22 protein-coding genes, 1 tRNA gene and 1 pseudogene are annotated in these 25,248 nt (G+C 68.2%); 12 read left to right on the top strand and 12 right to left on the bottom strand.

Annotated features, from left to right (window positions below; genetic code table 11):
* Positions 1 to 50: 50 nt before the first annotated feature.
* Positions 51 to 983: a CopD family protein gene (locus DIE12_RS16040; RefSeq protein ID WP_124486900.1), complete on the top strand. Its 933-nt coding sequence runs from the start codon at positions 51 to 53 to the stop codon at positions 981 to 983.
* 139 nt (positions 984 to 1,122) lie between these two features.
* Here the strand turns inward: DIE12_RS16040 and dgoD are convergent, their stop codons facing one another.
* Entirely contained in the window at positions 1,123 to 2,271 is a 1,149-nt protein-coding gene (dgoD, locus tag DIE12_RS16035; protein WP_044844540.1) for a galactonate dehydratase, read from the bottom strand.
* A 155-nt stretch (positions 2,272 to 2,426) separates the two neighbouring features.
* Here dgoD and DIE12_RS16030 point away from each other — a divergent pair, with 155 nt between their 5' ends.
* Positions 2,427 to 3,110 (top strand): FadR/GntR family transcriptional regulator, encoded by a 684-nt coding sequence (locus DIE12_RS16030; protein WP_124486998.1) that lies wholly within the window; start codon positions 2,427 to 2,429, stop codon positions 3,108 to 3,110.
* Positions 3,111 to 3,137: 27 nt separating this feature from the next.
* On the opposite strand, the gene DIE12_RS16025 is transcribed toward DIE12_RS16030, so the two are convergent.
* Entirely contained in the window at positions 3,138 to 3,383 is a 246-nt protein-coding gene (locus tag DIE12_RS16025; protein WP_124486902.1) for a DUF1272 domain-containing protein, read from the bottom strand.
* Positions 3,384 to 3,535: 152 nt separating this feature from the next.
* On the opposite strand from DIE12_RS16025, the gene DIE12_RS16020 reads away from it, so the two are divergent.
* On the top strand, positions 3,536 to 3,883 hold the full coding sequence (locus DIE12_RS16020; protein WP_124486903.1) for a GFA family protein: 348 nt from the start codon (positions 3,536 to 3,538) through the stop codon (positions 3,881 to 3,883).
* Between the two features lie 34 nt (positions 3,884 to 3,917).
* Here DIE12_RS16020 and DIE12_RS16015 read toward each other — a convergent pair whose 3' ends face one another.
* Positions 3,918 to 7,016 (bottom strand): transglycosylase domain-containing protein, encoded by a 3,099-nt coding sequence (locus tag DIE12_RS16015; protein WP_124521066.1) that lies wholly within the window; start codon positions 7,014 to 7,016, stop codon positions 3,918 to 3,920.
* Positions 7,017 to 7,436: 420 nt separating this feature from the next.
* Between DIE12_RS16015 and DIE12_RS16010 the strand changes: the two genes are divergently transcribed.
* Positions 7,437 to 7,829 carry an MAPEG family protein gene (locus DIE12_RS16010; protein ID WP_124521067.1) on the top strand — a complete coding sequence of 131 codons (393 nt, stop codon included), beginning with the start codon at positions 7,437 to 7,439 and terminating at the stop codon, positions 7,827 to 7,829.
* A gap of 225 nt (positions 7,830 to 8,054) precedes the next feature.
* On the opposite strand, the pseudogene DIE12_RS16005 reads toward DIE12_RS16010, so the two are convergent.
* Both DIE12_RS16005 and DIE12_RS16000 read right to left on the bottom strand, forming a co-directional pair.
* Positions 8,055 to 8,375: pseudogene (locus tag DIE12_RS16005) on the bottom strand (LysR substrate-binding domain-containing protein); the annotation flags it as partial.
* Positions 8,374 to 9,291 carry a LysR substrate-binding domain-containing protein gene (locus DIE12_RS16000; RefSeq protein ID WP_044844534.1) on the bottom strand — a complete coding sequence of 306 codons (918 nt, stop codon included), beginning with the start codon at positions 9,289 to 9,291 and terminating at the stop codon, positions 8,374 to 8,376. The pseudogene DIE12_RS16005 and the gene DIE12_RS16000, both read right to left, overlap by 2 nt.
* Positions 9,292 to 9,490: 199 nt before the next feature.
* Here DIE12_RS16000 and DIE12_RS15995 point away from each other — a divergent pair, with 199 nt between their 5' ends.
* The 4 genes from DIE12_RS15995 (at position 9,491) to DIE12_RS15980 (ending at position 14,037) form a co-directional block, all read left to right on the top strand.
* Positions 9,491 to 10,807, top strand: a complete 1,317-nt coding sequence (locus DIE12_RS15995; RefSeq protein ID WP_124551298.1) for an MFS transporter — start codon at positions 9,491 to 9,493, stop codon at positions 10,805 to 10,807.
* Positions 10,808 to 10,835: 28 nt separating this feature from the next.
* Positions 10,836 to 12,308 carry an amidase gene (locus tag DIE12_RS15990; protein WP_124521070.1) on the top strand — a complete coding sequence of 491 codons (1,473 nt, stop codon included), beginning with the start codon at positions 10,836 to 10,838 and terminating at the stop codon, positions 12,306 to 12,308.
* A 114-nt stretch (positions 12,309 to 12,422) separates the two neighbouring features.
* Positions 12,423 to 13,625 carry a porin gene (locus tag DIE12_RS15985; protein WP_124521071.1) on the top strand — a complete coding sequence of 401 codons (1,203 nt, stop codon included), beginning with the start codon at positions 12,423 to 12,425 and terminating at the stop codon, positions 13,623 to 13,625.
* A gap of 127 nt (positions 13,626 to 13,752) precedes the next feature.
* Positions 13,753 to 14,037, top strand: coding sequence for a PAAR domain-containing protein (locus DIE12_RS15980; protein ID WP_044844531.1), 285 nt, complete (start codon positions 13,753 to 13,755; stop codon positions 14,035 to 14,037).
* A gap of 43 nt (positions 14,038 to 14,080) precedes the next feature.
* Here DIE12_RS15980 and DIE12_RS15975 read toward each other — a convergent pair whose 3' ends face one another.
* Positions 14,081 to 14,392: a cupin gene (locus DIE12_RS15975; RefSeq protein ID WP_124486910.1), complete on the bottom strand. Its 312-nt coding sequence runs from the start codon at positions 14,390 to 14,392 to the stop codon at positions 14,081 to 14,083.
* An 82-nt stretch (positions 14,393 to 14,474) separates the two neighbouring features.
* Positions 14,475 to 15,158: a DJ-1/PfpI family protein gene (locus DIE12_RS15970; protein WP_124521073.1), complete on the bottom strand. Its 684-nt coding sequence runs from the start codon at positions 15,156 to 15,158 to the stop codon at positions 14,475 to 14,477.
* Between the two features lie 116 nt (positions 15,159 to 15,274).
* Here DIE12_RS15970 and DIE12_RS15965 point away from each other — a divergent pair, with 116 nt between their 5' ends.
* Together DIE12_RS15965 and DIE12_RS15960 are read left to right on the top strand one after the other, a co-directional pair.
* Entirely contained in the window at positions 15,275 to 16,243 is a 969-nt protein-coding gene (locus DIE12_RS15965; protein ID WP_124521075.1) for a GlxA family transcriptional regulator, read from the top strand.
* 197 nt (positions 16,244 to 16,440) lie between these two features.
* Positions 16,441 to 17,415: a LysR family transcriptional regulator gene (locus DIE12_RS15960; protein WP_044844527.1), complete on the top strand. Its 975-nt coding sequence runs from the start codon at positions 16,441 to 16,443 to the stop codon at positions 17,413 to 17,415.
* Between the two features lie 110 nt (positions 17,416 to 17,525).
* Here DIE12_RS15960 and DIE12_RS15955 read toward each other — a convergent pair whose 3' ends face one another.
* From DIE12_RS15955 to DIE12_RS15935, 5 genes are all read right to left on the bottom strand, one after another.
* On the bottom strand, positions 17,526 to 18,236 hold the full coding sequence (locus tag DIE12_RS15955) for a hypothetical protein (protein WP_124521077.1): 711 nt from the start codon (positions 18,234 to 18,236) through the stop codon (positions 17,526 to 17,528).
* A gap of 417 nt (positions 18,237 to 18,653) precedes the next feature.
* A tRNA-Met gene (locus DIE12_RS15950) sits at positions 18,654 to 18,730 on the bottom strand.
* A gap of 124 nt (positions 18,731 to 18,854) precedes the next feature.
* Positions 18,855 to 20,513, bottom strand: coding sequence for an MFS transporter (locus DIE12_RS15945; RefSeq protein ID WP_124486914.1), 1,659 nt, complete (start codon positions 20,511 to 20,513; stop codon positions 18,855 to 18,857).
* A 238-nt stretch (positions 20,514 to 20,751) separates the two neighbouring features.
* Positions 20,752 to 22,305, bottom strand: coding sequence for a sensor histidine kinase (locus DIE12_RS15940; RefSeq protein WP_124486915.1), 1,554 nt, complete (start codon positions 22,303 to 22,305; stop codon positions 20,752 to 20,754).
* Positions 22,306 to 22,322: 17 nt separating this feature from the next.
* A complete protein-coding gene (locus DIE12_RS15935; RefSeq protein ID WP_124486916.1) occupies positions 22,323 to 23,051 on the bottom strand; it encodes a response regulator transcription factor in 729 nt (242 codons plus the stop codon).
* Between the two features lie 190 nt (positions 23,052 to 23,241).
* Between DIE12_RS15935 and recA the strand changes: the two genes are divergently transcribed.
* Positions 23,242 to 24,312 carry a recombinase RecA gene (gene recA, locus DIE12_RS15930; protein ID WP_044844523.1) on the top strand — a complete coding sequence of 357 codons (1,071 nt, stop codon included), beginning with the start codon at positions 23,242 to 23,244 and terminating at the stop codon, positions 24,310 to 24,312.
* On the top strand, positions 24,312 to 25,181 hold the full coding sequence (recX, locus tag DIE12_RS15925) for a recombination regulator RecX (protein ID WP_124521079.1): 870 nt from the start codon (positions 24,312 to 24,314) through the stop codon (positions 25,179 to 25,181). Before recA ends, recX begins: the two co-directional genes overlap by 1 nt.
* Positions 25,182 to 25,248 lie beyond the last annotated feature (67 nt).

The raw sequence follows: 25,248 nt of genomic DNA, 5'->3' as shown, positions 1-25,248 counted from the left end.
TCCACTTGCCGCCGCGCCGCCGGCCGGCCGTTCCCGGGAGGGTGCGCGCGATGAGGATAGACAGCTTGTGGATCGGGCAGGTCGCGCTGGCGGCATTGATGGACGCGACGTTCGCGATGGCGGTCGGCTCGGCGCTGCTCAAGGCGTGGCTCGGCAAGGACGGCGCGCGGCCGGTCGTCGCGCCGTCGCATCCCGCATGGCTGCGCGCGCAACATTCGCTGGTCGCGGCGGCGCTCGCGCTCGTGCTCGCCGATCTCGGCTGGCTCGTGTACGAAGCCGCGGCGATGAGCGGCGCGGGGCTCGGCGGTGCGTTCGCCGCGATTCCCGTCATGCTCGCGCAGACCCACGCGGGCTTCGCGTGGAGCGTCGCGTTCGCCGGCGCCGTGGCGCTCGCGATCGTCGCGCTCGCGAAGCCGGACGGCCCGGTCGCGCACGCGGTGCTGTGGCTCGCGGTGATCGTGGTCGCGGGCGGCAAGGCGTCGCTCGGCCATGCGGCCGATACCGGCCTGCTGTCCGCGGCGGTCGGCGTGCAGACGCTGCACCTGCTCGCCACCGCGGTGTGGGGCGGCCTCGTGCTCGCGGGCGGGCTCGCGGTGCTGCCGGTGCTCGGCTCGTCGGTCGCGCGCGGCGCGCTGATCCGGATCGGCCAGCACCTGTCGCGTACGTCGGTGATCGCGGTCGTCTTCGTGCTCGGCACGGGCGTGCTCAATGCACTGCGCGGGCTCGGCGGCGCGCTCGCGCCGCTCGACGGCAGCACGTGGGGGCGCGTGCTGCTGCTCAAGCTGTTGCTCGTCGCGCTCGCGCTCGTGCTCGGCGGGTTGAACCGCTTCTCCGCGCTGCCGCGCCTGCGCCGTACCGCGTCGACCGAGGATGCGCACACGTTCCGCAACATCCTGCATCTCGAGGCGCTGACGATGATCGGCGTGTTCGTCGCGGCCGCCGTGCTGGCGTCCTGCGTGCCGGGGTTCGCGGCGCTCGGCTGACGGCCGGCTCGGCGCGGCGCAGGGCCGGGTGCCCGCGCGCCGCGTGCTGCGGATGCAAGAACGGCCGCCTGCCGGGCGGCCGTCTCGAAGCCGATGCGCGGCATGCCCGCCGCGCAACGCGTCTCATCTCACCTCGGCATCACCACTCGGCGACGCTGCCGTCCGCGTGGCGCCACACCGGGTTGCGCCAGCGGTGGCCCGTCTTCGCCATCTCGCGCACCTTCTCCTCGTTGACGTCGATGCCGAGCCCCGGGCCCTGCGGGATCGCGACGAAGCCGTCCTCGTAGCGGAACACCTCGGGGTTGCGCAGGTAGTCGAGCAGGTCGTTGCCCTGGTTGTAGTGGATGCCGAGGCTCTGTTCCTGGATGAACGCGTTGTAGCTGACCGCGTCGAGCTGCAGGCATGCGGCCAGCGCGATCGGGCCGAGCGGGCAGTGCAGCGCGAGCGCGACGTCGTAGCTTTCCGCGAGCGTCGCGATCTTGCGGCACTCGGTGATGCCGCCCGCGTGCGACGCGTCGGGCTGGATGATGTCGACGTAGCCGCCCGCGAGGATGTGCTTGAAGTCCCAGCGCGAGTAGAGCCGCTCGCCGAGCGCGATCGGCGTGTTGGTCTGGTTGACGATGTCGCGCAGCGCCTCGGCGTTCTCCGACAGCACCGGCTCCTCGATGAACATCAGCTTGTACGGATCGAGCTCCTTCGCGAGCACCTTCGCCATCGGCTTGTGCACGCGGCCGTGGAAGTCGACGCCGATCCCGACGTGCGGGCCGACCGCGTCGCGCACCGCCGCGACGTTCGCGATCACCTGCTCGACCTTGTCGTAGGTGTCGACGATCTGCAGCTCTTCGGAGCCGTTCATCTTCACCGCCTTGAAGCCGCGCTCGACCACTGCGCGTGCATTGTTCGCGACGTCGCTCGGCCGGTCGCCGCCGATCCACGAATACACCTTGATGCGCTCGCGCACCTGGCCGCCGAGCAGTGCATGCACGGGCACGCCGTGATGCTTGCCCTTGATGTCCCACAACGCCTGGTCGACGCCCGCGATCGCGCTCATCGTGATCGGGCCGCCGCGGTAGAAGCCGGCGCGGTACATCACCTGCCAGTGATCCTCGATCAGCAGCGGGTCGCGGCCGACCAGGTAGTCGGCGAGTTCCTGCACCGCGGCCTCGACCGTGTGTGCGCGGCCCTCGACGATCGGCTCGCCCCAGCCGACGATGCCCTCGTCGGTCTCGATCTTGAGGAACAGCCAGCGCGGCGGGACGACGAAGGTTTCGAGGCGGGTGATTTTCATGTCGCTTGTCTCCAGGGTGGACCGGCGCGGACGTGCGGACGCGGCGCCGGTCGAGTACGTGACGACGATCCTAGCGTAGCGCGTTAAAAAATAGTATTAATAGCACTATTGTGCAGATAGTGGGCAGCCGCGGCGTTGCCCATCACCGGAGAACGATCATTCAACGCGACCTGCATGGACAGACGGCCTTCCGGCTGGCGACGGCGATCCTGCGGGGCGACTATCCGCCCGAGTCGCTGCTGCCGCGCGAGCCGGACCTGATGGCGATGTTCGGGGTGAGCCGCACGGTGCTGCGCGAGGCGCTGCGCACGCTGACGTCGAAGGGACTGGTCGAATCGCGGCCGAAGGTCGGCACGCGCGTGCGGCCGCGCCGCGCATGGAACCTGCTCGACGCCGACCTGCTCGACTGGTACGCGCGCGTCGCGCCGCCGCTCGCGTTCGCGCTGAAGCTGCAGGAAATGCGCGAGATGATCGAGCCGCATGCGGCCGCGCTGGCTGCTCGCACGCATACGCCCGAAGCGTTCGATGCGATCGATGGTGCGGCGCGCGCGATGGCCGCCGCGCGCAACGTCGACGAGTGGGTGCGTGCGGACCTGCGTTTTCACCTGAGCGTGCTGGAGGCCGGTGGCAACGAACTGCTGGTGCCGCTCGGCGCGCTGATCGACCGCACGCTGGAAGCGCAATTGCATCTGAACGCGCGCCGGGCGCACGTCTACAATGCATCGCTCGCCGAGCACGTTGCCGTCAGCGATGCGATCCGCGTGCGCGACGAGGACGGCGCGCGCCGCGCGATGGCGTCGCTGCTCGCGGTGACGCGCGCGCGGATCGAGATGGCGTGACGGAAAGGGACGGGCGGTGCGGCGCCGTCAGGCGTTCGCGCAGCCGCCCGGCTTGACGATGCGCTCCGTCGATGGCGGGTACTTCGCGAGCAGGCTCGCCGGCCGCCGCGGACGCGCGACCAGGTCGCCGCCGCAGTTCGGGCAGCGGCCCTTCAGCACGTCGTCGGCGCAGGTCGCGCAGAAGGTGCATTCGAACGTACAGATGCGCGCCTCCGCCGAATCGGGCGGCAGGTCCTTGTCGCAGCATTCGCAGCCGGGGCGCAGTTCGAGCATGACGATTTTCCTTGGTCGGAGAGGGTCGGGACGGGCGCCGCCGGACGTTGCGTGCGGCGCATGCGAGCGCTACTGTACGCGTTTGGACTGGCCTGGCCAACGGTGTCCGCCCGGATACCGCCGACGCGCACGGGCCGCCCCGGGAGACGACCATGCTTTATCACGGAAGCTGTCATTGCGGCGACGTGAAGTTCGAGGCGGAAGGCGACCTGCAGGGCGTGATGGCCTGCAACTGCTCGATCTGCCGGCGCAAGGGCGCGCTGATGTGGTTCGTGCCGCGCGATCACATGACACTCCTCACGCCCGACGACAATCTCGCCACCTACCTGTTCAACAAGCACGTGATCCGCCATCGCTTCTGCAAGCGCTGCGGGATCCACACGTTCGCCGAGGGGACCCATCCGGACGGCACCGCGATGGCCGCGATCAACGTGCGATGCCTCGAGGATGTCGATCTCGATGCGCTGCCCGTCACGCACTACGACGGCCGCTCGCACTGAGCGGCGCGTCGTTGCATGAGCGCGCGGGCCGCCGTCAGGACGGCTCGACCTGCGGCGCCGGCGTTTCCGCCTGCGGCGCGGGGCCCGTCGTGCGCGTGCCGGCCGCGGCCGGGCGTTCGATCAGCGGCGCGAGCGCCGGCGCCATCGACTTCAGCAACTGCACGGCCATCGCGCTCGTGAAGTCGTAGCGCGCCGCGTAAGGCTCGTGCGCGGTCGCCGTCAGCACGCCGAAGAAGCGGTCGCCGAGCACGAACACGAACGTGCCGCTGCGATTGACCTTGCGCGACTCGATCAGCCGCGCGCCGCGCGCGTAGACATTGAAGCGCTGGTCGCCCGTCCCGGTCTTGCCGTAGACCTGCAGCGTCTTGCCGTCGGGCAGCGTGAAGCCGCCCGACAGGCGCCGCGCCGTGCCGTTCAGCACGACGTCGCGCAGCAGCGTGCGCGCCACGTTGACGATCTCCGGCGACAGCATCGGCTGCGGCTGCGCGGCCGCGCGCACGAAGCGCGTTTCGTACGGCGTGCCCTTCGCGAAGTCGAGGCGCGTGATCGTCTCGGTCGGCGCCTTTCGGCCGCCGGTCGCGATCAGGCCGATCAGTTTCGCGAGCGCGTCGGGCTGGTCGCCCGATGCGCCGATCGCGGCCGCGTAGGACGGCGTGACTTCCTCGAACGGGTAGCCGAGTGCGCGCCACGCCTTCGTGATTTCCGCATACGCGCGCAGCTCGACCATGCGGCGGATGCGCCGGTCCTGGGTCGCGTGGTAGCGCGTCTTGTACAGCCACGAGTACGTGTAGAAGCGCGCATCGCGGCTGTCGCGCCGGACCTCGGCGAGCGACGCGTTCGGGTGGGCGCGCAGGTAGTTGAGCGTCCACAGCGCGAGTGGGTGGACGCTCGCGATATAGCCGCGATCGTTGAGGTTGAAGCGGTCGATCGCGTATTTCGCGTAGAGCGCGGCGAGATCGTCGTCCGACAGCGTCGCGGCCGGCGTGCCTTTCAGCTGCGCGCGCATCTGCGCATCGAACCACGCGAGCGATTCGTTCGGCGCGACGCTGCGCAGCACCGTCGCGATCTTCGGCGGCGACTTGCGCACGGTCTGCAGCAGCAGCGCGAGCGCATCGTCGGGCGCCTTGCCCGCATAGCGCGTGTAGTAGCGCTTCACGTAGACCTGGCTTTCGCCGTCGACGAACTGCTCGAGGTAATGCTTGCGCTGCGCCGGATCGTCGAGCCACGACGACGACGGGCCGGCCGCCTGCAGCATCTCGTAATGGACGATGTCGCGCATCAGCCGCACGAACACGAGGTTGACGGAGTGCTCGAACGCCGTATGCAGCGTCAGGATGCGGCCGTTGTCCGATTTCTCGAAGTTCGAGAACACCTGCGCGCCGCCGCCCGTGTAGAACACGTCGGGGCTCGCCGAGTACTTGCGTTCGACCGACGCGTCGAGCATCGCCTGCAGCGAGCGGTCGCGCGTATGCGACAGGTAGTCGAGCGCCCAGTGCGACAGCCCGTCGAGCGGGTCGGGCTTCACTTTCGCGAGTTGCGCGTTCGACAGGTTGCCGTAGCGCGCATGCAGGTCGGAGACGATCTGCAGGTAGGTGATCAGCGTGCGCAGCTTCGCGGTCGAGCCGAGGTTGATGCGGCCGCCGCGGTTCACGTCGAACGGCTGGTTCACGCTGTCGGTCTGCACGCGCAGCATGTTCGCGCCGTTGCGATGCTCGTACAGCGTGAAGCTGTACGTGAGGTGCGACGGGTCGTCCTTCGGCGCGAGCATCTCGAAGCCGTACAGGCCGGCGGCCTGCGCGCCGTCGCGGGTCGACGCCTTCGCGAGCCGTTCGGCGACCGCCTGCTGCACGCCGTTGTCGAGCGTGCTGGTGGCTTCCAGGTCGAGCTGGTCGAGCTGGTACAGGTCGCTGATCCCGAGTGCCGACAGCAGCGACGCGCGCGCGGACGACACGGCCTTGCGCGACACGAACGACTGCACGTGCGCGGCGGTCGGCGGCGCGCTGCGTTCGATCTGCGCGGCAAGCGCCGCATCGCGCAGCGCGGGCGAGATCACGCCGCCGTTCGACAGGAGCCGCAGATAGCTGTCGGTCAGCTTCTGCAGCGCCGGATAGCCGCGATTCAGGAAGTACGACGGCGCGCGCTGCGCGATGATCAGCGACAGCACTTCGCGGAACGTCTTGCCCTGTTCGTCGACGTTGTCGCCGGTCGTCGGCGCGGACAGGATGCGGTTCACGTCGTTGAAGTCGCGGCCGTACCACGCGGCGAGACCGTCGCCGATGCCGGTGATTTCTCCCACGTGCGGCCGCGCGGCGAGCGGTACCGAGTTCAGGTAGCGCACGACGATCGCGCGGCGCGCGAGCATCGTCTGCGGGCCGTTCATGTATGCGAGGATCGACGCGGACGCGATCTGCCGCAGCTTCTCCGGCGGCGTCGCGGTGCGGCCGTCCGGCGAATGGCGGAACTTCTCGATTTGCGTCGCGAGCGTGCTGCCGCCCGGGCGTGCCTGATGACGGTTGACGACGTGCAGCGCCTGGTCGGCGAGCGCGCGGCCGAAGCGGCCCCAGTCGATCGCCGGGTTGCGGTTCGGCTGGTTCGCGTCGAGCAGGTAGCGATCCTCGATGAACAGCAGCGAATCGGCGACGACGCGCGGCACCGTGTCGAAGTCGGCGTACACGCGTTGCGGGAACACGGTCGCGAACAGCGGCGAGCCGGTCGAGTCGAACAGCATCAGCCCGGCCTGGTCTTTCTCTTCGTAAGGCAGGAACAGGCCGCGATCGGCGAGCGACAGCATCCGTTCCGAATCGCGCGCCTGCTTGCCGATGACGAAGCCGCGCGCGAGCAGATGTTGCTGGAACGCGGGAAGCAGCGAATAGCCGAGGCGCTGGTCGTACGGCCCGTTGACGGGGAAGCGGATGTGATCGCTCGCGCCCGCCTCGACGGTATAGCCGATGTCGCGGGTGAGCTCGGACAGGTAGCGCGCCTGCAGGCGCGACGTCTCGAACTCGGTCATCACGAGCCGGGCGATGATCGCCACCGCGATCACCAGTGCGGCGAGCAAGGACCACTTGATCCACGTCCAGACCGATGCACTCCCGGTCACGCGCGGCAGGATGCGATTCAGCGGCCGATTCATAGCGGCGTCTCCCTGAAGGCGCAGGCTCCGGCCGCACCCCATTAAGGATTAGTGTAGTCCTCCGCAGCGGGCTGCCAAGGGTGGTTCACTACCGAGATGCGTCGGCGCAACGCGCATGCCTGTGACATGCGGGAACCGGCCGGTGGTCGGGTGGCGCGTGTCGCCGTGACGTAACGTTTGCGCGTTCCGCTCGCGTGCCCGCGTGTGTCAACGGCGACGAGGGGGGCCGTGCCGATCGCGCCGATCGTTTTACGCACCGGCCTTGTGCATTGCGAAATCGCGACAAATCGGGTCCGATCGTATTGCCGAAGTCATGGCGCGATGCGCGACGAAGCTACGAATTTCCGAGATAGCCGGATGCACGGGCCGCAGGTACGATCGCCGGATATGCGGCGCATGTCCGTTTTCGCCGGGGGTGCCATGTCGATTCATCCCGTCGCGCTCGTTTGCACGGCGATCCTGGGGTTGATGCTGTTCGGGCTCGGCCTGGTCGTGTCCGTCACGCGCTTCCGGCGTACCACCAATTCCGGGTGTGCGTCCGATCCGACCGACGGATTGCACAAGATCGTGCGCGCGCATGGCAACACGGCCGAATACGCACCGTTTCTCGCGGTGCTGTTTCTCTATTTCGGCGCACACGACCCATCGCGCGCGATCGTCTCGTTGATCGTCGCGGCAACCGTGTGCCGCTGCCTGCTCGTGATCGGATTGCTCGCATGGCCGACCATGGCGAGGCCGAATCCCCTGCGTTTCATCGGCGCGCTCGGCACGTATCTGTGCGGCGCCGCGCTATGCGTCGCGCTGTTCGTCTGAGCAGGTCGCTGTCGCCATGGCAGCTTCGCGGGATCGTGCCGCCGCACGGCCTCGACGAAGCAGTGGATCAGCTGGTCGCACGCCCGAATCGCGCACCTGCTTGCCGATGACGAAGCCGCGCGCGAGCAGCTGCTGCTGGAATGCGGGAAGCATCGAATAACCGAGGCGCTGGTCGTACGGCGACGCCGGCGTTGGTAAAAATGGCGCGTGATTACAGCCTTTCATTCACCTGACGAAATGATCGATCAGGTGATCGATGAAAAGCCGCGCGTTGCGAGGAAAATGGCGCCGGCTCGGGTATACGACGTTCATCTCGAGTTCCTCGAGCCGATAGTCGGCGAGCAGTTCGCGCAGCCGGCCGGCGGCGAGATCCGGTGCGGCGAGGAAGTCCGGCAGCACCGCGATGCCCATGCCGGCGAGCGCCCAGTTGCGGATCAGCCCGATGTTGTTGGGCTCGTGGTGCATCGACGCGATCGTTTCCTCGACGCGGTCGATTTCCTCGATTACGTGCCGGATCTGGGCGAGGTACAGATGACCGGCGTCGCTATCGCCACAGAAGCTTCGCGGGATCGTGCCGCCGCACGGCCTCGACGAAGCAGTGGATCAGGTAGTCGCACGCGACCGTGTTGAGCGCGTCGCGGCGCGTCAGCACGCCGGCCGACACGGTCGGAATCGTCTCCTTCACGTCGATCGTGACCATCCGCTCCCGGATCCAGTCGACTTCCATGAAATGCTTCGGCACGCACGACACGGTGTCGGTGTGCACCGACAGCGAGAACGCCGCGCTGAACGAGGTGCATTCGACGATCGGCTGCGGCGCCCGGTAGCCGTGCGCGACGAACACGTTCTGCAGCAGCCGGCCGATGCTTTCCGGCGACGTGTTCAGCACCCACTGCGCATCCTGCAGCTGCGCGAGCGACGTGCAGTGGCGCAGCGGATTGCTCGCGCGCGTCATCAGGATCAGCTCCGATTCGAGCAGCGGCCGGAACGTGAATTCGGGTGACAGCCGCGTCGCATCGACGATCGCGATCACGAAGTCGAGCGAGCCGTCGCGCAGGCGCGGCAGCGCCGTGTCGAGAAAGCCTTCGCGCACGTCGAGGCGGATCGTCGGCATCCGCTGCCGAAACGCGTCGAGCGCGGCCGGCAGGAAACCGAGCGACATCAGCGGCGTCAGCGCGCACGCGAGCGCGCCTTCCTTGCCGCCTGAAAGCTGGATCACGTCGTCGCGCGCGTGCTGCATCTCCGCGAGGATCAGGCGCGCACGCGCATAGACGGCCTGCCCGAAGCGCGTGAGCTGCGCGCCGCGCGCGTTGCGCGTGACGAGCGGCACGCCGAGGTCCTGCTCGAGTTCGCGGATCGCCTTCGTGAGCGCGGGCTGCGACAGGTGGATCGCGCGCGCGGCGGCGCGCAGGCTGCCGTGTTCGGCGATGGCGGCAAGCGCCCGGAGCTGGTGGTGTTTCACGGCGTGGCAGGGCGCGGCGGCAGTGGCGACCTTCGCATCCTACACCGCGGCGGCGCGCGAAAAGCACGCGATAACCGGGCGTTATCACGATCGGAAAATGTCGCTCCGGGCTGCGTATTTTGAATGCCTAGACTGCATGCGCAGGCCGTCGAACGGGCCGCGCACCAGACCCGCATAACCAGTACGGAGACTCATCTTCATGAAGGCGCCCCGAGCGGACAGCATGTTCGGCGGGCATGTCGGCGACGTTGCCGCATCCCCGTCCAATCGCCAGCTGATCGTCGCGATCACGATCGGCAACGGCCTCGAATTCTTCGATCTCACCGTGTTCAGCTTTTTCGCGGTGCTGCTCGGCAAACTGTTCTTTCCGGCCGCGTCCGCGCAGCAGCAATTGCTGATGTCGGTCGCGACGTTCGGCGTCGGCTTCATCGCGCGGCCGGTCGGCGGCGTCGTGATCGGGCTCGTGGCCGACCGCTTCGGCCGCGTGCCGGCGATGAACCTCACGCGCGTCACGATGGCGCTCGGCACCGGGATGATCGGCATTCTGCCGACCTATGCGCAGATCGGCATCGCGGCGCCCGTGCTGGTCGTGCTCGCCAGGCTGCTGCAGGGCTTTTCGGCCGGCGGCGAGGTCGGCGTGTCGACGTCGCTGCTCGCCGAACGCGCGCCGCCCGGCGAGCGCGGCTACTACACGAGCTGGCAGTTCGCGAGCCAGGGCGCCGCGGCGCTGGCCGGCTCGTTCGTCGGCTTCCTGCTGTCGCATTTCCTCGCCCCCGCCGCGCTCGAATCGTGGGGCTGGCGCGTGCCGTTCCTCGCCGGCGTGCTGATCGCGCCGGTCGGCCTGTATCTGCGCGCGCGCTTCAATGCGATCGAGCAGCACGCGCCGGCCGCGGCCGCGCGGCGCTCGTCCGCGGTACTCGGCACCGTGCTGCGGCGCGACGGCGGCGCCGTGCTGACCGCGCTCGGCCTCGTGGTCGGCGGCACCGCGGCGCACTTCATCGTCCTCTATTACATGTCGACGTACGCGATCCGCGTGCTGCACCTGCCGATGGATACCGCGCTGTGGTGCGGAATCCTGTCCGGTGCGGTGATGTTCGTCGCCGCGCCGATCGGCGGACGGCTGTCGGACCGCACCGGCAGCAAGCGCGTCGCACTGTGGACGCGCGTGGCGCTGACCGTGCTGATCCTGCCGGGCTTCTGGCTGATCCGCGCGGTGCCGTCGATCGCGACGATGTACGCGGTCGTGATGCTGCTCGCCGCGCTGCACTCGATCAATGCCGGCGCGAACGGCGTGATCCTCGCGGAACTGTTTCCGAAGAGCACGCGGGCGACCGCGCTGTCGATCGCGTATGCGGGCGGCGTGTCGATCTTCGGCGGCTTCGCGCAGTTCATCGTCACCTGGCTGATCGGGGCAACCGGCAATCCGGCCGCGCCGGCGTGGTACGTGATCGTCTGCGGCGTGCTGTCGCTCGTCGCGCTCGCGTTTGCGTCCGATCGAAGCGCTCAGGATGACTGACCGATCTTCCTTTTCTTCCATTCGCCCCATGACCACCACCGTTTCGTTTTCGTCGTCGCCGGCCGACGTTGCCGCCGGCGACCTGTGCGACCTGCCCGCACGCACCATGCTCGATCTGCTGAAGGCGCGGCAGATCAGCGCGTGCGACCTGCTCGATGCGCATCTCGCGCGCATCGCGACGGTCAACCCGCGCGTGAACGCGCTCGTCACTGTCGTCGATCCCGATGCGCTGCGTGCCCGCGCACGCAAGATCGACGCACGCTGGGCGCGCGGCGAATGGTTGGGGCCGCTGCACGGGCTGCCGGTGTCGCAGAAGGACCTGACCGCGACGCGCGGCGTGCGCACGACCTTCGGCTCGCCGCTGTTCGCCGATCACGTGCCGCAGCACGACGCGCTGATCGTGCGCCGCTGCGCGAGTGCCGGCGCGCTGATGATCGGCAAGTCGAACACGCCGGAGTTAGGCGCCGGCTCGCATACGTTCAACGCGGTGTTCGGCGCGACCCGCAACCCGTGGGACCTGACGCGTTCCGCGGGCGGCAGCAGCGGCGGCGCTGCCGCGGCGCTCGCCTGCGGGATGAATCCGCTCGCGTGCGGCAGCGACATGGGCGGCTCGCTGCGCAACCCGGCCGCGTGGAACAGCGTGGTCGGGCTGCGGCCGTCGCCGGGCCGCGTGCCGCGCGCGCCGGACCTGAACGGCTGGGCGACGCTCGGCGTCGACGGGCCGATGGCGCGCGACGTCGCCGACACCGCGCTGCTGCTGTCCGCGATCGCCGGGCCGAGCGGCGAAACCGCGACTGAAATCGCGGAGCCGGGCGCGCGCTTCGCGCAGCCGCTCGAACGCGATTTCCGCGGCACGCGCATCGCGATGTCGCGCGGCTTGCCCGGCGTGCCGGTCGATCCGGAGATCCGGCGCGCCGTCGATGCGCAGGCGCGCGTGTTTGCGTCGCTCGGCTGCGAAGTCGAATTCGACGATCCCGATCTTTCGGAAGCCGAAGAAGTATTCCGCATCGAGCGTGCCTGGATGATCGGCACGCTGGTCGACGGCTTCGACGAACGGCAGCGTGCCGCGCTGAAGCCCGAACTCCTCGACGAATACCGGCTGCATCGGTCGCTCTCGGCCGCGGATCTCGGCCGCATGTTCGTGCGCAAGACACGGCTGTTCGACCGGATGCGTGCGTTCATGCAGCGCTATGCGTTCTACCTGCTGCCGACGACGCAGGTGATGCCGTTCGACGCCGCGCTGCGCGTGCCCGCCGATGTGCGCGGTATCGCGAACACGACCTACATCGACTGGATGCGCGTGTGCTGGCTGCTGTCGTCGACCGAGGCGCCGATCCTGTCCGTGCCGTGCGGTTTCTCCGCGACCGGCTTGCCGATCGGCATGCAGATCGTCGGCCGCTACCGCGACGACTGGGGCGTGCTCCAGTTCGGCCATGCGTACGAAGTCGCGGCCGGCAGTCGCCGGACGCTGCCGCCCGTCGTCGCCGACGCGCTGCGCTGACCACTTTTCCCGGCTGATAGCGGACCGTTCCGGTCCGTGCCGGCAGGCCGCGCGCCTGCGGGGGGCGCGCACGCCAGCGTTTGGCCATTCGACCCGCGCAATGGAGATCTCTCGATGAAACAACGGCTGTTGGCAGGCGCGGGCGTCGCGCTGATCGCGGGTGCGGCGCACGCACAGAGCAGCGTCACGCTGTACGGCATTATCGATGAAGGGCTGACTTACTCGAGCAACGTCGCGGTGACCGGCGCGAACGGCGTGGCAAGCGGCAAGCCCGCGCTGCGGATGCTCGGCGGCGTGCAGCAGGCGAGCCGCTGGGGGCTGCGTGGCAGCGAGGATCTCGGCGGCGGGCTGAAGGCCGTATTCACGCTCGAGAACGGGTTCGATCCGAGCACCGGCAAGCTCGGGCAGGGCGGGCTGATCTTCGGCAAGAAGGCGTTCGTCGGGCTGTCGGGACCGCTCGGCACCGTCACGCTCGGGCGGCAGTACGACACCAACGTCGACTTCCTCGGCCCGCTCGAGGCCGCTGCGCTGTTCGGCGGCTACATGGTCGCGCACCCCGGCGACCTCGACAACGTGAACAACGCGAACTCGACCAACAACGCGATCAAGTTCACCAGCAACGACTACGGCGGGTTGCGCGTCGCCGCGATGTACGGGGTCGGCGGCGTGGCGGGCGCGACGACGCGCAACCAGGTGTGGTCGGCCACGGCCGGCTACACGCGCGGGCCGCTCGCGGTGGCGGCCGGCTACCTGAATGCGCGCAACCCGAACGTGTCGTTCTTCGGCACGACCGGCAGCCCCGCGCCGACCGTGGGCGGCGTGCCGGGCAACAACATGCTGTCGCCGGTGTATTCGGGCTATGCGTCGGCGCGCACGTTGCAGGTCGTGGCGCTCGGCGGCACCTATGCGATCGGCGCGGTGACGCTCGGTGCGATGTACACGAACACGTCGTTTCGCCAGCTCGGCGATCTGTCGTCCGGCCCGAATCCGGGTGGCGTGTCCGGCAACGCGGTGTTCAACGACGCCGAGGCGAGCGTGCGCTATCAGTTCACGCCTTACCTGTTCGGCGGCGTGGCGTACGACTACACGCGCGGCGGCGGCGTGGACGGCCGCGACGGCGCGACGTATCACCAGGTTGCCGCGGGGCTCGACTATTTCCTGTCGAAGCGCACCGACGTCTACGTGAGCGCCGTGTTCCAGCGTGCGTCGGGCACCGACTCGACCGGGCATGCGGCGGTCGCGGCGATCAACGGCCCCGGCGCCTCCGCGAACGACCGGCAGTTCCAGGCGCGGATCGGCATGCGCCACAAGTTCTGATCAGGGAGACGGCGAGCGGCTGCGCGGTGATATCCTCGCGAAACGCCCGCGACCGACGGGCGGATACCGACTGCCCGCACGCGGCCCGACGCCGCGCTGCGCGGCGTTTCCGAGGGAGAGCCGAACCATGAGCCGCAAATTCATTCTGAAGGGCGACACGACCGATCACGGCGGCGTCGTGCTCGACGGGATCGCCAATTCGTCGTTCGACGGCCGCGAGCTTGCCTATCTCGGCGCGCCGGTGTTCTGCGCCGCGTGCAAGACCCAGGGGGTGATCGTCTCCGATGGCGGCGAGCGGACGATGACCGTGATGGGCAAGGTCGTCGCGCTCGAACACGACCTGTGCCAGTGCCTGTGCGCGCCGCAGCCGAAGCTGATCCCGTCGCAGGGGACGGGCACCATCTCGGGCTGATGCCCGTCGACTCCGTGCGACGCGCGCGGCGCGCCGCCCGTCGTCAGACGCTGCCTGCGGTCTCGATCACCAGAATGCGCGCTTCTCCGAGCGGATGCGCGACGTGTTCGGTGCCGACCGTCGCATGAAAGACGTCTCCCGTTTCGAGCACCGTCGCGTGCTCGATGCCTGCTTCGCGGTAACGCATCTCGACGCGGCCGTCGAGCACCGCAAAGACTTCCTCGCCGTCGTTCACGTGCCACCGGTACGGCTGATCGGTCCAGTGCAGGCGGACCGTGATGCCGTTCAGGTTCGCGATGTCCAGCGCGCCCCATGCGCGCTGTGCGGTGAACGCGGTGCTGCGGATGATGTTCATCGGTAGGTCCGGTCCGTGAATGTGAAGGCTGCGGAGCGCGGGCAGGCTGCACGTCCGCGCGCCGGTTTCCGTGTACCGGGGATCAGCGCGACATCGCGCGCAAGGCCGCGTCGATCGTCTGCTTCCGCTTCTCGAGCCCCGCAGCCGAACGCTCGGTCACGCGCTTCAGGACCGATGCCGGCGCGGTATCCGGCGAGCCTGCATCGAACGGCGGCGCGGGCGCATATTCGAGCGCGAGCTGGATCGCCTGCGCCTCTTCGTCGCCGACCAGTTCGGCGGTGATCGTCAACGCGAAGTCGATGCCGGCCGTCACGCCGCCGCCGGTGATCAGGTTGCCGTCGCGCACCACGCGTTCGCGCACGGGCACCGCACCGAGCGGCGCGAGCAGCGCATGAAACGCCCAGTGCGTCGTCGCGCGGCGGCCGCGCAGCAGGCCGGCCACGCCGAGCAGCAGCGCGCCCGTGCAGACCGACGTCACGTAGCGCGCGGCGGCCGCGCGCTGCTGCACGAACGCGATCGTTTCGGCATCGAGCAGCAGCTCGTTGATCCCGATTCCGCCGGGCACGCACATGACGTCGAGCGGCGGGCAGTCGTCGAACGTGCAGGTCGGCGCGAGCGCGAGGCCGCTGCTCGACGCGACGGTGTCGCGCGATTTCCAGACCAGATGAACCGCCGCGTCGGGCAGCGATGCGAGCACGTCGTGCGGGCCGGTGAGATCGAGTTGCTGGACACCCGGAAACACGAGAAAGCCGATATGCAGGGTCATGCGAACACTCCGAAGGGAAGGGGCGGCGCCGCGGCCGGCGCACGATGGACAGATCGATTCTAGGCGCGTAGTGTTTGGCGAAATTGCCAGATCGCCCACGTTTTCAGCCAATCGCCATGCCAGCCGCTCCGCGCTCGATCCTGATCCTCGCGTTCCCCCGTGCGCAGTTGCTCGACGTGACCGGGCCGCTACAGGTGTTCGCCTCCGTCAACGAACTCGCGCAGGGGTGCGGCCGGCCCGCGCCGTATGCGCCGCGCGTCGTGGCCGCCGAGGCGGGGCCGGTCGAGACGTCGTCGGGGCTCGTCGTGATGGCCGATTCGCTGCGCTCGGCCGGGCGGCCCGACACGGTGATCGTGGCCGGCGGCAAGGGCGTGCAGGCCGCGTCGCGCGATGCGCGCACGGTGCGCTGGGTCCGGCAGCAGGCGCAGCGCGCACGACGTGTCGCGTCGGTCTGCACCGGTGCGTTCCTGCTCGCCGAGGCCGGCCTGCTCGACGGGCGGCGCGCGGTCACGCACTGGGCGCGCTGCGACGAATTCGCCGCGCGCTATCCGAACGTGCGCGTCGAGCCCGATCCGATCTTCATCCGCGAAGGCGCGCTGTGGACGTCGGCCGGCGTGACGGCCGGCATCGATCTCGCGCTCGCGCTGGTCGAGGAGGATCTCGGGCGGGCGATCGCGCTCGATGTCGCGCGCGAACTCGTCGTGTTCCTGAAGCGGCCGGGCGGGCAGGCGCAGTTCAGCGCGATGCTGTCGATGCAGCGCACCGACGACCGTTTCGGCGAACTGCATGCGTGGATCGCCGAGCACCTGACGGCCGACCTGTCGGTGCCGGCGCTCGCCGAGCGCGTCAGCATGAGCGAACGCAGCTTCGTGCGGCACTACCGCGCGGGGACCGGCCGCACGCCCGCGCGCGCGGTCGAACAGATTCGCGTCGAGGCCGCGCAGCGCTTGCTCGGCGAAACCGCGTGGCCCGTCAAACGGATCGCCACGCGGTGCGGCTTCGGTTCGGAAGAGACGCTGCGGCGCAGTTTCGTGCGCGTGCTCGGCGTGTCGCCGCAGGGCTATCGCGAGCGGTTCGTGCGATAACGTGCCGGTGCGCGGCGAGCATGCCGCGCGTGGCAACCGGGGACGGAGCCGTCGACGTTCGGAACTGCGCGAATCGCGATCACTTTCGAGTCCGAAACGCTGCGACTATTCGGGCGAGGAGAACAATGGGCGGGGGCTTGTGCCGCGCGCGTTGCGCGCTCTATTCTGTTCCGTTGGCGATTCGAAGGGGGCGCAGCATGGACCGCATCCAGGCAATGGAAGTTTTCACCCGCGTGGTCGACGCGAACAGCTTCACGCGCGCGGCCGACACGCTCGCGATGCCGCGCGCGTCGGTCACGACCATCATCCAGAATCTCGAGGCGCTGCTCGGCGTGCGCCTGATGCACCGGACGACGCGCCGGCTGTCGCTGACGCCGGAGGGCGCCGCGTATTACGAGCACTGCGTGAAGATCATCTCGGAGATCGCGGAAGCCGACGCGAGTTTCCAGACCGGCAACCGCAAGCCGAGCGGCGTGCTGCGCGTCCACATGCCGAGTTCGCTCGGGCGGCGCGTCGTGCTGCCGGCGCTGTCGATCTTCCGGCAGCGCTATCCGGACATCACGCTCGACCTCGGCCTGGCGGACCGCTACGTGGATCCGGTCGAGGAGGGTATCGACTGCATGATCCGGGTCGGGCCGCTAGAAGATTCGTCGATGGTCGCGCGGCGGATCGGCATGCTCAAGCGCGTGACCTGCGCGTCGCCCGACTATCTCGCGCGTCACGGCGAGCCGCAGGAGATCGCCGACCTGGCAGACCATCATGCGGTGAATTTCCGCGCGAGCCACGGCGCGCGGGCGATTCCGTGGGTGTTCATGATCGAGGGCAAGCCGGTCGAGGTGCGGATGAACGGCAGTGTCACCGTGAACGATTCGGATGCGTACGTGACGTGCGGGGTCGAAGGGTTCGGGATGATCCAGCCGACGCTGTTCATGGTGCTGCCGAACCTGCGCGACGGCACGCTGGTCGAGGTGCTGCCCGATTGCAATCCGAAGCCCAAGCCGATCTCGATCGTGTATCCGCACAACCGGCATCTGTCGCAGAAGGTTCGCGTGTTCGCGGACTGGATCGCGGAGCTGTTCGAGTCGACGCCGGCGCTGGAGGGCGGGGAGAACTGGCGGGGGAAGGTGCGGGCGGAGGTGCCCGACGCCCAGCGCGGGGCGGTGGTCGCTTAGGGCGGCGGTACGCTGCCGGGCGTTGACGATGAAGATGAGTGAGGTCGTGAACGCCTCGTCTCGTCTTCATCGGTCGTCAGGCTGGTGAGCCGTGCCGCGCAATGGTGCGTCTACCAGCGGATCGCGTACGGATTGTCGCCGAGCGCCCAGTGTCCGTTGTCGTCCCGTTCGATGAGAATCCCCTTGTGCGCCCAGCCATCCTTTTCGGGGTAGAACGACAGGGAGTCCATGAGGTCCGGGTCTGCCAGCCACGGCGTGGCATGCTGATCCGGTTTCCACAGGAAGTTGACCCACGAAACCAGGTGCGGATTGCCGTCGAACGGATTCTTCATCGGCTCGATGAATTTCTCGACGCCGCCGTAGGTCACGTGCGCGCAGAACAAATTGATCATGTACAGGACACTCCCGCCGGGAGCGGACGCGTCCTTGCTCTCGAATTCCCTGTACCGATAGAACGCCTTGCCGGCCGGCGTGAGCTCGATATGGCTCAGCGGGACATTCGTGTCATGCGGCTCGTAGTCCGGATTTCTGATCGTCGGCTTGCCCCGGCCCGCGTTGAATTTCACGGTAATCAGGCCACGGTTGATCAACGCCTGCACGTCCTTTCTCACCACACCGTCGACTCTCAGCAATTCCTTCGCGTTCACGTCCGCGGGTAGTTCGGCGCCGGCCAGGCCGACGCAGGCGTCCGTTGGCGCGGTGTTCTTGTCCGCGAGCGCGACTTTCAGGATGTCGTCGATCGTGCGCTTGTCCAGATCGTCTCGCGTCGTCATGAAGCGCGCGCCGAAAAATGCGGCGACCGCGATCGCGACGCCCGCCACCAGCCACGGTTTTCGCGTACGTCGAACGGACTGGTCGTGCTTCGATTCGTTGTGTTCAGTCATGGGATTGTTGTTATCTGTGTTGCCGACCGGATCCGATTGCCTCGGTTCGAATCAAATCGGGATGGCCGCGAGCCCGTCGGTGCTCGGCGTTCGAACCGCACTGTAACGCACGTAGTCGACGACGATGATTCGCGAGGCCGAACGGATGGGCCCGGCGTGATGAATGGCGCTGGATTTCGGTTGGCAGGAGGAGGACGGAGGTCGCTCGTGCCTATGCGCGACTCGGGCGAACCGGATGCTGGATGTCGCGTGCGTGGCGCCGCGTGGTCGGCTGGAGGGCGATGGATGCCGCGCGCGGATCGCGGAGCAATGAAAAAAGCCGCTGATCCTTGCGGAACAGCGGCTTTTCGCATTTGGTGGCGAATCAGGGACTCGAACCCCGGACCTGCGGATTATGATTCCGTCGCTCTAACCGACTGAGCTAATTCGCCGAAGACTTGAATTATGCTGATGTGCCGCCGGGCTGTCAACACCTTTTTTCATCTTCCCTGAAAAAAGTTGCCGGCGGCCCGTTCGGGCAGTGTAGCGGGCGCGGTGGCCGCCCGCTACCCGACCTCAATCCTGCGCGTAGATATTGGAGTCCTTCGTCTCCTTGACGAACAGCACACCGATCACGAACGTGGCCAGCGCGATCACGATCGGATACCAGAGCCCCGAGTAGATGTTGCCCTTCGCCGCGACGATCGCGAATGCGGTCGCCGGCAGGAAGCCGCCGAACCAGCCGTTGCCGATGTGATACGGCAGCGACATCGACGTATAGCGGATCCGCGTCGGGAACATCTCGACCAGCATCGCCGCGATCGGGCCGTAGACCATCGTCACGTAGATCACGAGGATCGTCAGGATCACGATCGTCATCGGCCAGTTGAGCTGCGCCGGGTCGGCCTTGGCCGGGTAGCCGGCCGCCTTCAGCGTCGACGCGAGCGTCTTGTCGAACGCCGCGCCTTGCGCCTTCGCGTCGGCCGCCTTGCCGTCATACGCGGGGATCACCGTATCGCCGACCTTGATCTGCGCGGTCGTGCCAGCCGGTGCCGCGACGTTCTCGTAGTTCAGGCCGGCCTTCGCGAGCGCGCTCTTCGCGATGTCGCACGAGTTCGTGAACTTCGACGTGCCCACCGGGTTGAACTGGAACGAGCAGGCGGCCGGATCGGCGAGGACCGTGATCGGCGCCTTCTGCGTCGCGAGTTCGAGTTGCGGGTTCGCGTAGTGCGTAAGCGCCTTGAACAGCGGGAAGTAGGTGAGCGCCGCGATCAGGCAGCCCGCGAGGATGATCGGCTTGCGGCCGATCTTGTCCGACAGCGAGCCGAAGAACAGGAAGAACGGCGTGCCGATCAGGAGGGCGATCGCGATCAGGATGTTCGCGCTGGCGCCGTCGACCTTCAGCGTCTGCGTGAGGAAGAACAGCGCGTAGAACTGGCCCGTGTACCACACGACGGCCTGGCCGGCGGTCAGGCCGACGAGCGCGAGGATCACGAGCTTCAGGTTCTTCCACTGGCCGAACGCTTCGGTCAGCGGCGCCTTCGACGTCTTGCCTTCCGCCTTGATGCGCAGGAACACCGGCGATTCGTTCAGCTGCAGCCGGATCCACACCGACACCGCGAGCAGCGCGATCGATGCGACGAACGGCACGCGCCAGCCCCAGCTGCCGAACGCTTCCTCGCCGATGAAGGTGCGCACGCCGAGGATCACGAGCAGCGACAGGAACAGGCCGAGCGTCGCGGTCGTCTGGATCCACGCGGTGTAGAAGCCGCGGCGGTTCGCCGGCGCATGCTCGGCGACGTAGGTCGCCGCGCCGCCGTACTCGCCGCCGAGCGCGAGGCCCTGCAGCAGCCGCATCGCGATGAAGATCACGGGCGCCGCGATGCCGATCGATGCGTAGCCGGGCAGGAAGCCGACCACGAAGGTCGAGATGCCCATGATCACGATCGTCACGAGGAACGTGTGCTTGCGGCCGACGAGGTCGCCGAGCCGGCCGAACACGATCGCGCCGAACGGACGCACGGCGAACCCGGCCGCGAAGCCGAGCAGCGTGAAGATGAATGCCGCGGTCGGATTGACTCCGGAGAAGAAGCTCTTGCTGATGTAGGCCGCGAGTGAGCCGGCCAGGTAAAAGTCGTACCACTCGAACACGGTGCCGAGCGACGACGCGAAGATCACCTTCTTCTCTTCGCCCGTCATCGGCGAGTGCGAAATTTGCCCGCCTAACGTTGCCATGAATCGTCTCCAAGTCCCTTGATATAGATGTGTGGCCGCCTTGGGTGGGCGGGCCTGTCGACGATTATTGGCACGGAAACTTACGGCGCACTGACTCGCGGGCGCAAAACGACTGCACGTTAACCCGCGCCGAATCGGCCGTTTCGTGCCCCGATCGTGTCGCGGCAGGGCGGTAAAACGCCGGTTTCGATGCGATCGCAGCGCGTATGCGGCGGTATGCGGTTCGGATCCGCCCGTATCAGGATCGATCCGCGGCGGTGTCCGACAACGGCAGGCTGACGCGCACGAGCGTGCCAGCGAGGCGCGGTGCGCTCTGATAGACGTGATCGTCGAGCGTCAGCGTGCCGCCGTGCTGCGCGGCGATCTCGCGCACGATCGCGAGCCCGAGGCCGCTGCCGTCGCCTTCGCGGCCGAGGATCCGGTAGAAGCGCTCGACCACGCGCTCGCGTTCGCCGGCCGGGATGCCGGGGCCCGTATCCTCCACTTCGAGATGCACGCGCCGCGCCGCAGGCTCGGCCCGCACGCGCACCGTGATGCGGCCGCCTTCGGGCGTGTAGCGGATCGCGTTGTCGACCAGGTTGCCGAGCATCTCGCGCAGCATCACGGGATTGCCGTCGACGTCGAGCGGCGTGTCGTCCTCCGGGCCTTCGTAGCCGAGGTCCATGCGCTTCGCGAGCGCGGCCTGCACCCAGTCGCGCACCGTGCGGCGCGCGAGCGCCCCGATCTCGACCGGCTCGAAGGTCAGCCCGCTCGCGCGGTTCTCGGCGCGCGCGAGCGCGAGCAACTGCGTGACGAGCCGGGCGGCCTGCTCGGAGCTCGTCGCGATCTGCTCGAGCGAACGTTGGACGTCGGGCGGCACGGGATGGCGCAACGCGAACTCGGCCTGCGTGCGCAGCCCCGCGAGCGGCGTCTTCATCTGGTGCGCGGCGTCGGCGATGAAGCGCTTCTGCAGCGCCATGTTCTGTTCGAGGCGCGCGAGCAGGTCGTTGAACGACGTGACGAGCGGCTCGATCTCGGGCGGCGCGCGCTGCGCCTCGACGGGCGACAGGTCGTCGGGCCGCCGCGCGCGGATGTGCGCCTGCAGCGCGTTGAGCGGCGCGAGCCCGCGCGACAGCCCGAACCACACGAGCAGGATCGCGAGCGGCAGGATCACGAATTGCGGCAGGATCACGCCCTTGATGATGTCGTTCGCGAGCGCGTTGCGCTTGTCGAGCGTCTCGCCGACCTGCACGAGCACGGGCTGCGTGCTGCTCGACTCCGGCAGCGCGACGGTCGTATACGCGACGCGCACGTCGTTGCCGCGCAGCAGGTCGTCGCGGAACACGACGACGCCCGGCGGCGGGCGGTCCTCGTCGCGCGGCAGCGGCATGTCGGCCTCGCCCGCGACCAGCTCGCCGCGCGTGCCGAGCACCTGGAAGTAAACGCTGTCGACGTTGTCCGCGCGCAGGAAGTCGCGCGTCTGCTGCGGCAGCGTCAGCTCGGCGACGCCGTTGACCGGATGGATCTGCCGCGCGAGCACGTACGCGTTGGTCTCGAGCGCGCGGTCGAACGGGCCGTTCGCGATCGTTTTCGCGACGAGATAGGTAACGGCGATGCTCATCGGCCACAGCAGCAGGAGCGGCGCGAGCATCCAGTCGAGGATTTCGCCGAACAGCGAGCGCGGGCGTGCGGCCTCGGGCGTATCGGTTTCGTCGGGCGGCGCGAACGGGTTCTCGTAGCGTGCGTCGCGCACGGCGTCGGCGGCGGACGATGGCTCGCCGGTCGGATGGCGGGAATGGGCCGGCGTGGCCATCGCGGCGACGGCCGGGTTCAGCGCAGCGGCGTGCCGGCCGCCGCGGGCTGGGGCGCGGCCGGGTCGGCTGGCGCCGCGGGCGCGACTTTCTCGAGGCAGTAGCCGAGGCCGCGCACGGTGGAAATCCGCACGCCGCTCGGCTCGATCTTCTTGCGCAGCCGGTGCACGTACACTTCGATCGCGTTGTTGCTGACTTCCTCGCCCCATTCGCACAGATGGTCGACGAGCTGCTCCTTCGACACGAGCCGGCCGATGCGCTGCAGCAGCACCTCGAGCAGCCCGAGCTCGCGCGCGGACAGATCGAGCACGCGTTCGTTCGCATACGCGATGCGGCCGACCTGGTCGAACGCGAGCGAGCCGTGGCGCACGACGGTCGGGCCGCCGCCCGCGCCGCGCCGGGTCAGCGCGCGCACGCGCGCCTCGAGCTCGTTGAGCGCGAACGGCTTGGCCATGTAGTCGTCCGCGCCGAGGTCGAGCCCCTTCACGCGCTCGTCGACGCTGTCGGCGGCGGTCAGGATCAGCACGGGGAGGTTGGAATTGCGCGCGCGCAGGCGCTTCAGCACGTCGAGCCCGGACATCTTGGGCAGCCCGAGATCGAGGATCAGCAGGTCGAAGGACTGCATCGACAGCGCGGTATCGGCCTCGATGCCGTTCTTCACGTGGTCGACCGCATAGCCCGATTGGCGGAGTGATCGGGTGAGGCCGTCCGCGAGTATGCTGTCGTCTTCGGCGATGAGAATTCGCATGTTGCTGACCGATGGCCGGCGGGGCGTGCGCGCCGGCGCGGCTGTCTCCGAAGTTATCCGTGTACAACGCAGCCTGCATTGCGGGCTTGCATAAAACACTGTTTTTTTATACAGTGTCTGCATTCGTGGGCAGCGCTTGAAAGCGGGCGCGCCTCTGACAGACGCTGCTCATCATAGCAAAGGACGATTCATGGAAGATAGCAAGAAGGGCTCCGGGATGACCGCCGAGAAGAGCAAGGCGCTGGCGGCCGCACTCGCGCAGATCGAGAAGCAGTTCGGCAAAGGGTCGATCATGCGGATGGGCGACGGCGAAGCGGCCGAAGACATCCAGGTCGTCTCCACGGGCTCGCTGGGTCTCGATATCGCGCTCGGCGTCGGCGGTCTGCCGCGCGGCCGGGTGGTCGAGATCTACGGTCCGGAATCGTCGGGTAAAACCACGCTCACGCTGCAGGTCATCGCCGAGCTGCAGAAGCTGGGCGGCACCGCAGCGTTCATCGACGCCGAGCACGCGCTCGACGTCCAATATGCAGCGAAGCTCGGCGTGAACGTGCCGGAGCTGCTGATCTCGCAGCCGGACACCGGCGAGCAGGCGCTCGAAATCACCGACGCGCTGGTGCGCTCGGGCTCGATCGACATGATCGTCATCGACTCGGTCGCGGCGCTCGTGCCGAAGGCGGAAATCGAAGGCGAGATGGGCGATTCGCTGCCGGGCCTGCAGGCTCGCCTGATGTCGCAGGCGCTGCGCAAGCTGACCGGCACGATCAAGCGCACGAACTGCCTCGTGATCTTCATCAACCAGATCCGGATGAAGATCGGCGTGATGTTCGGCAACCCGGAAACCACGACGGGCGGCAACGCGCTGAAGTTCTACTCGTCGGTGCGTCTGGATATCCGCCGGATCGGCTCGATCAAGAAGAACGACGAGGTGATCGGCAACGAAACCCGCGTTAAGGTCGTCAAGAACAAGGTGTCGCCGCCGTTCCGCGAAGCGATCTTCGACATCCTGTACGGCGAAGGCATTTCGCGCCAGGGCGAGATCATCGATCTCGGCGTGCAGGCGAAGATCGTCGACAAGGCCGGCGCCTGGTACAGCTACAACGGCGAGAAGATCGGCCAAGGCAAGGACAACGCGCGTGAATTCCTGCGCGAGAACCCGGAAATCGCCCGCGAGATCGAAAACCGCATTCGCGAGTCGCTCGGCGTTGCCGCGATGCCCGATGGCGTAGTCGACGAAGCCGAGGCGATGGACGAAGAAGAGTGATGGTCGGGCGCCGAGGTCACGCTGGCGAACCGGACCCGAGCGACGCGCCCGACACGGCGGGCCGCTCCGGCCGGCGAGCCGCATCCTCGGGTGCCGACCGGCGGGGCGCGGGCAGTCAGTCCGCGCACCGCACCGCGACGAGGGCATCCGACGATGCCCTCGTTTCGTTTGAGATCACCGCACCGGTCGATCCGTTCGACGACGACGAATCGTTCGACGCGCACGACCGGTCGCGCCGTCGCGTGTCCGGTGTCGGCTTCCCGGGCGAGCGCGCAGCCGATGCGGCGGCGTCGGTCAAGGAAGATGTGTATACGCGCAGCAGCCAGCATCCGAGTCGCACACGCCGTGCGGCCGGCGGTTCAGGCAGCGCTGCTTCCGGCGACGAGGCCGGCGCCACCGGGCGCAAGTCGTCGAAACCGCCACGTTCGCTGAAGGGCCGCGCACTCGGCTATCTGTCACGGCGCGAATACAGCCGCGCCGAACTCGCGCGCAAGCTCGCGCCGTACGTCGGCGAGGACGAATCGGTCGAGCCGGTGCTCGATGCGCTGGAACAGGAAGGCTGGCTGTCCGATGCACGCTTTGCCGAGAGCCTCGTGCATCGCCGCGCATCGCGCGTCGGCGTCGCACGCATCGTCAGCGAACTGAAGCGCCATGCGGTCGGCGACAACCTCGTCGAGGAAGTGAATGCGCAGTTGCGCGAGACCGAGTGGACCCGCGCGCAGGCCGTCTGGCGCAAGAAATTCGGTGCACTGCCGCAAACGCCCGCCGAGCGCGCGAAGCAGGCGCGCTTCCTTGCCGCGCGCGGCTTTTCGAGCGCGACCATCGTGAAGTTGCTGAAGGTCGGCGACGATTTCCCGATCGACGACTGACCGCTTCGGTCGCGCGCGCTGCGCGCGATTTTGCTGCAATGCAACCGTTTCCGGACAGGCGGGAATA

The sequence above is a fragment of the Burkholderia sp. Bp9015 genome, from assembly GCF_003853505.1.
Classification (GTDB): Bacteria; Pseudomonadota; Gammaproteobacteria; order Burkholderiales; family Burkholderiaceae; genus Burkholderia.
Note: the sequence above shows the minus strand (reverse complement) of the source record. Positions and strands in the feature narration are given on the sequence as shown.

Bases quoted from the DNA above. Each gene is read 5' to 3' on its own strand.
- DIE12_RS16040 (WP_124486900.1), top strand. From the start codon at position 51: ATGAGGATAGACAGCTTGTGGATCGGGCAGGTCGCGCTGGCGGCATTG.
- dgoD (WP_044844540.1), bottom strand. From the start codon at position 2,271: ATGAAAATCACCCGCCTCGAAACCTTCGTCGTCCCGCCGCGCTGGCTG.
- DIE12_RS16025 (WP_124486902.1), bottom strand. From the start codon at position 3,383: ATGCTCGAACTGCGCCCCGGCTGCGAATGCTGCGACAAGGACCTGCCG.
- DIE12_RS16020 (WP_124486903.1), top strand. From the start codon at position 3,536: ATGCTTTATCACGGAAGCTGTCATTGCGGCGACGTGAAGTTCGAGGCG.
- DIE12_RS16015 (WP_124521066.1), bottom strand. From the start codon at position 7,016: ATGAATCGGCCGCTGAATCGCATCCTGCCGCGCGTGACCGGGAGTGCA.
- DIE12_RS16010 (WP_124521067.1), top strand. From the start codon at position 7,437: ATGTCGATTCATCCCGTCGCGCTCGTTTGCACGGCGATCCTGGGGTTG.
- DIE12_RS15995 (WP_124551298.1), top strand. From the start codon at position 9,491: ATGAAGGCGCCCCGAGCGGACAGCATGTTCGGCGGGCATGTCGGCGAC.
- DIE12_RS15990 (WP_124521070.1), top strand. From the start codon at position 10,836: ATGACCACCACCGTTTCGTTTTCGTCGTCGCCGGCCGACGTTGCCGCC.
- DIE12_RS15985 (WP_124521071.1), top strand. From the start codon at position 12,423: ATGAAACAACGGCTGTTGGCAGGCGCGGGCGTCGCGCTGATCGCGGGT.
- DIE12_RS15980 (WP_044844531.1), top strand. From the start codon at position 13,753: ATGAGCCGCAAATTCATTCTGAAGGGCGACACGACCGATCACGGCGGC.
- DIE12_RS15975 (WP_124486910.1), bottom strand. From the start codon at position 14,392: ATGAACATCATCCGCAGCACCGCGTTCACCGCACAGCGCGCATGGGGC.
- DIE12_RS15970 (WP_124521073.1), bottom strand. From the start codon at position 15,158: ATGACCCTGCATATCGGCTTTCTCGTGTTTCCGGGTGTCCAGCAACTC.
- DIE12_RS15965 (WP_124521075.1), top strand. From the start codon at position 15,275: ATGCCAGCCGCTCCGCGCTCGATCCTGATCCTCGCGTTCCCCCGTGCG.
- DIE12_RS15960 (WP_044844527.1), top strand. From the start codon at position 16,441: ATGGACCGCATCCAGGCAATGGAAGTTTTCACCCGCGTGGTCGACGCG.
- DIE12_RS15945 (WP_124486914.1), bottom strand. From the start codon at position 20,513: ATGGCAACGTTAGGCGGGCAAATTTCGCACTCGCCGATGACGGGCGAA.
- DIE12_RS15940 (WP_124486915.1), bottom strand. From the start codon at position 22,305: ATGGCCACGCCGGCCCATTCCCGCCATCCGACCGGCGAGCCATCGTCC.
- DIE12_RS15935 (WP_124486916.1), bottom strand. From the start codon at position 23,051: ATGCGAATTCTCATCGCCGAAGACGACAGCATACTCGCGGACGGCCTC.
- recA (WP_044844523.1), top strand. From the start codon at position 23,242: ATGGAAGATAGCAAGAAGGGCTCCGGGATGACCGCCGAGAAGAGCAAG.
- recX (WP_124521079.1), top strand. From the start codon at position 24,312: ATGGTCGGGCGCCGAGGTCACGCTGGCGAACCGGACCCGAGCGACGCG.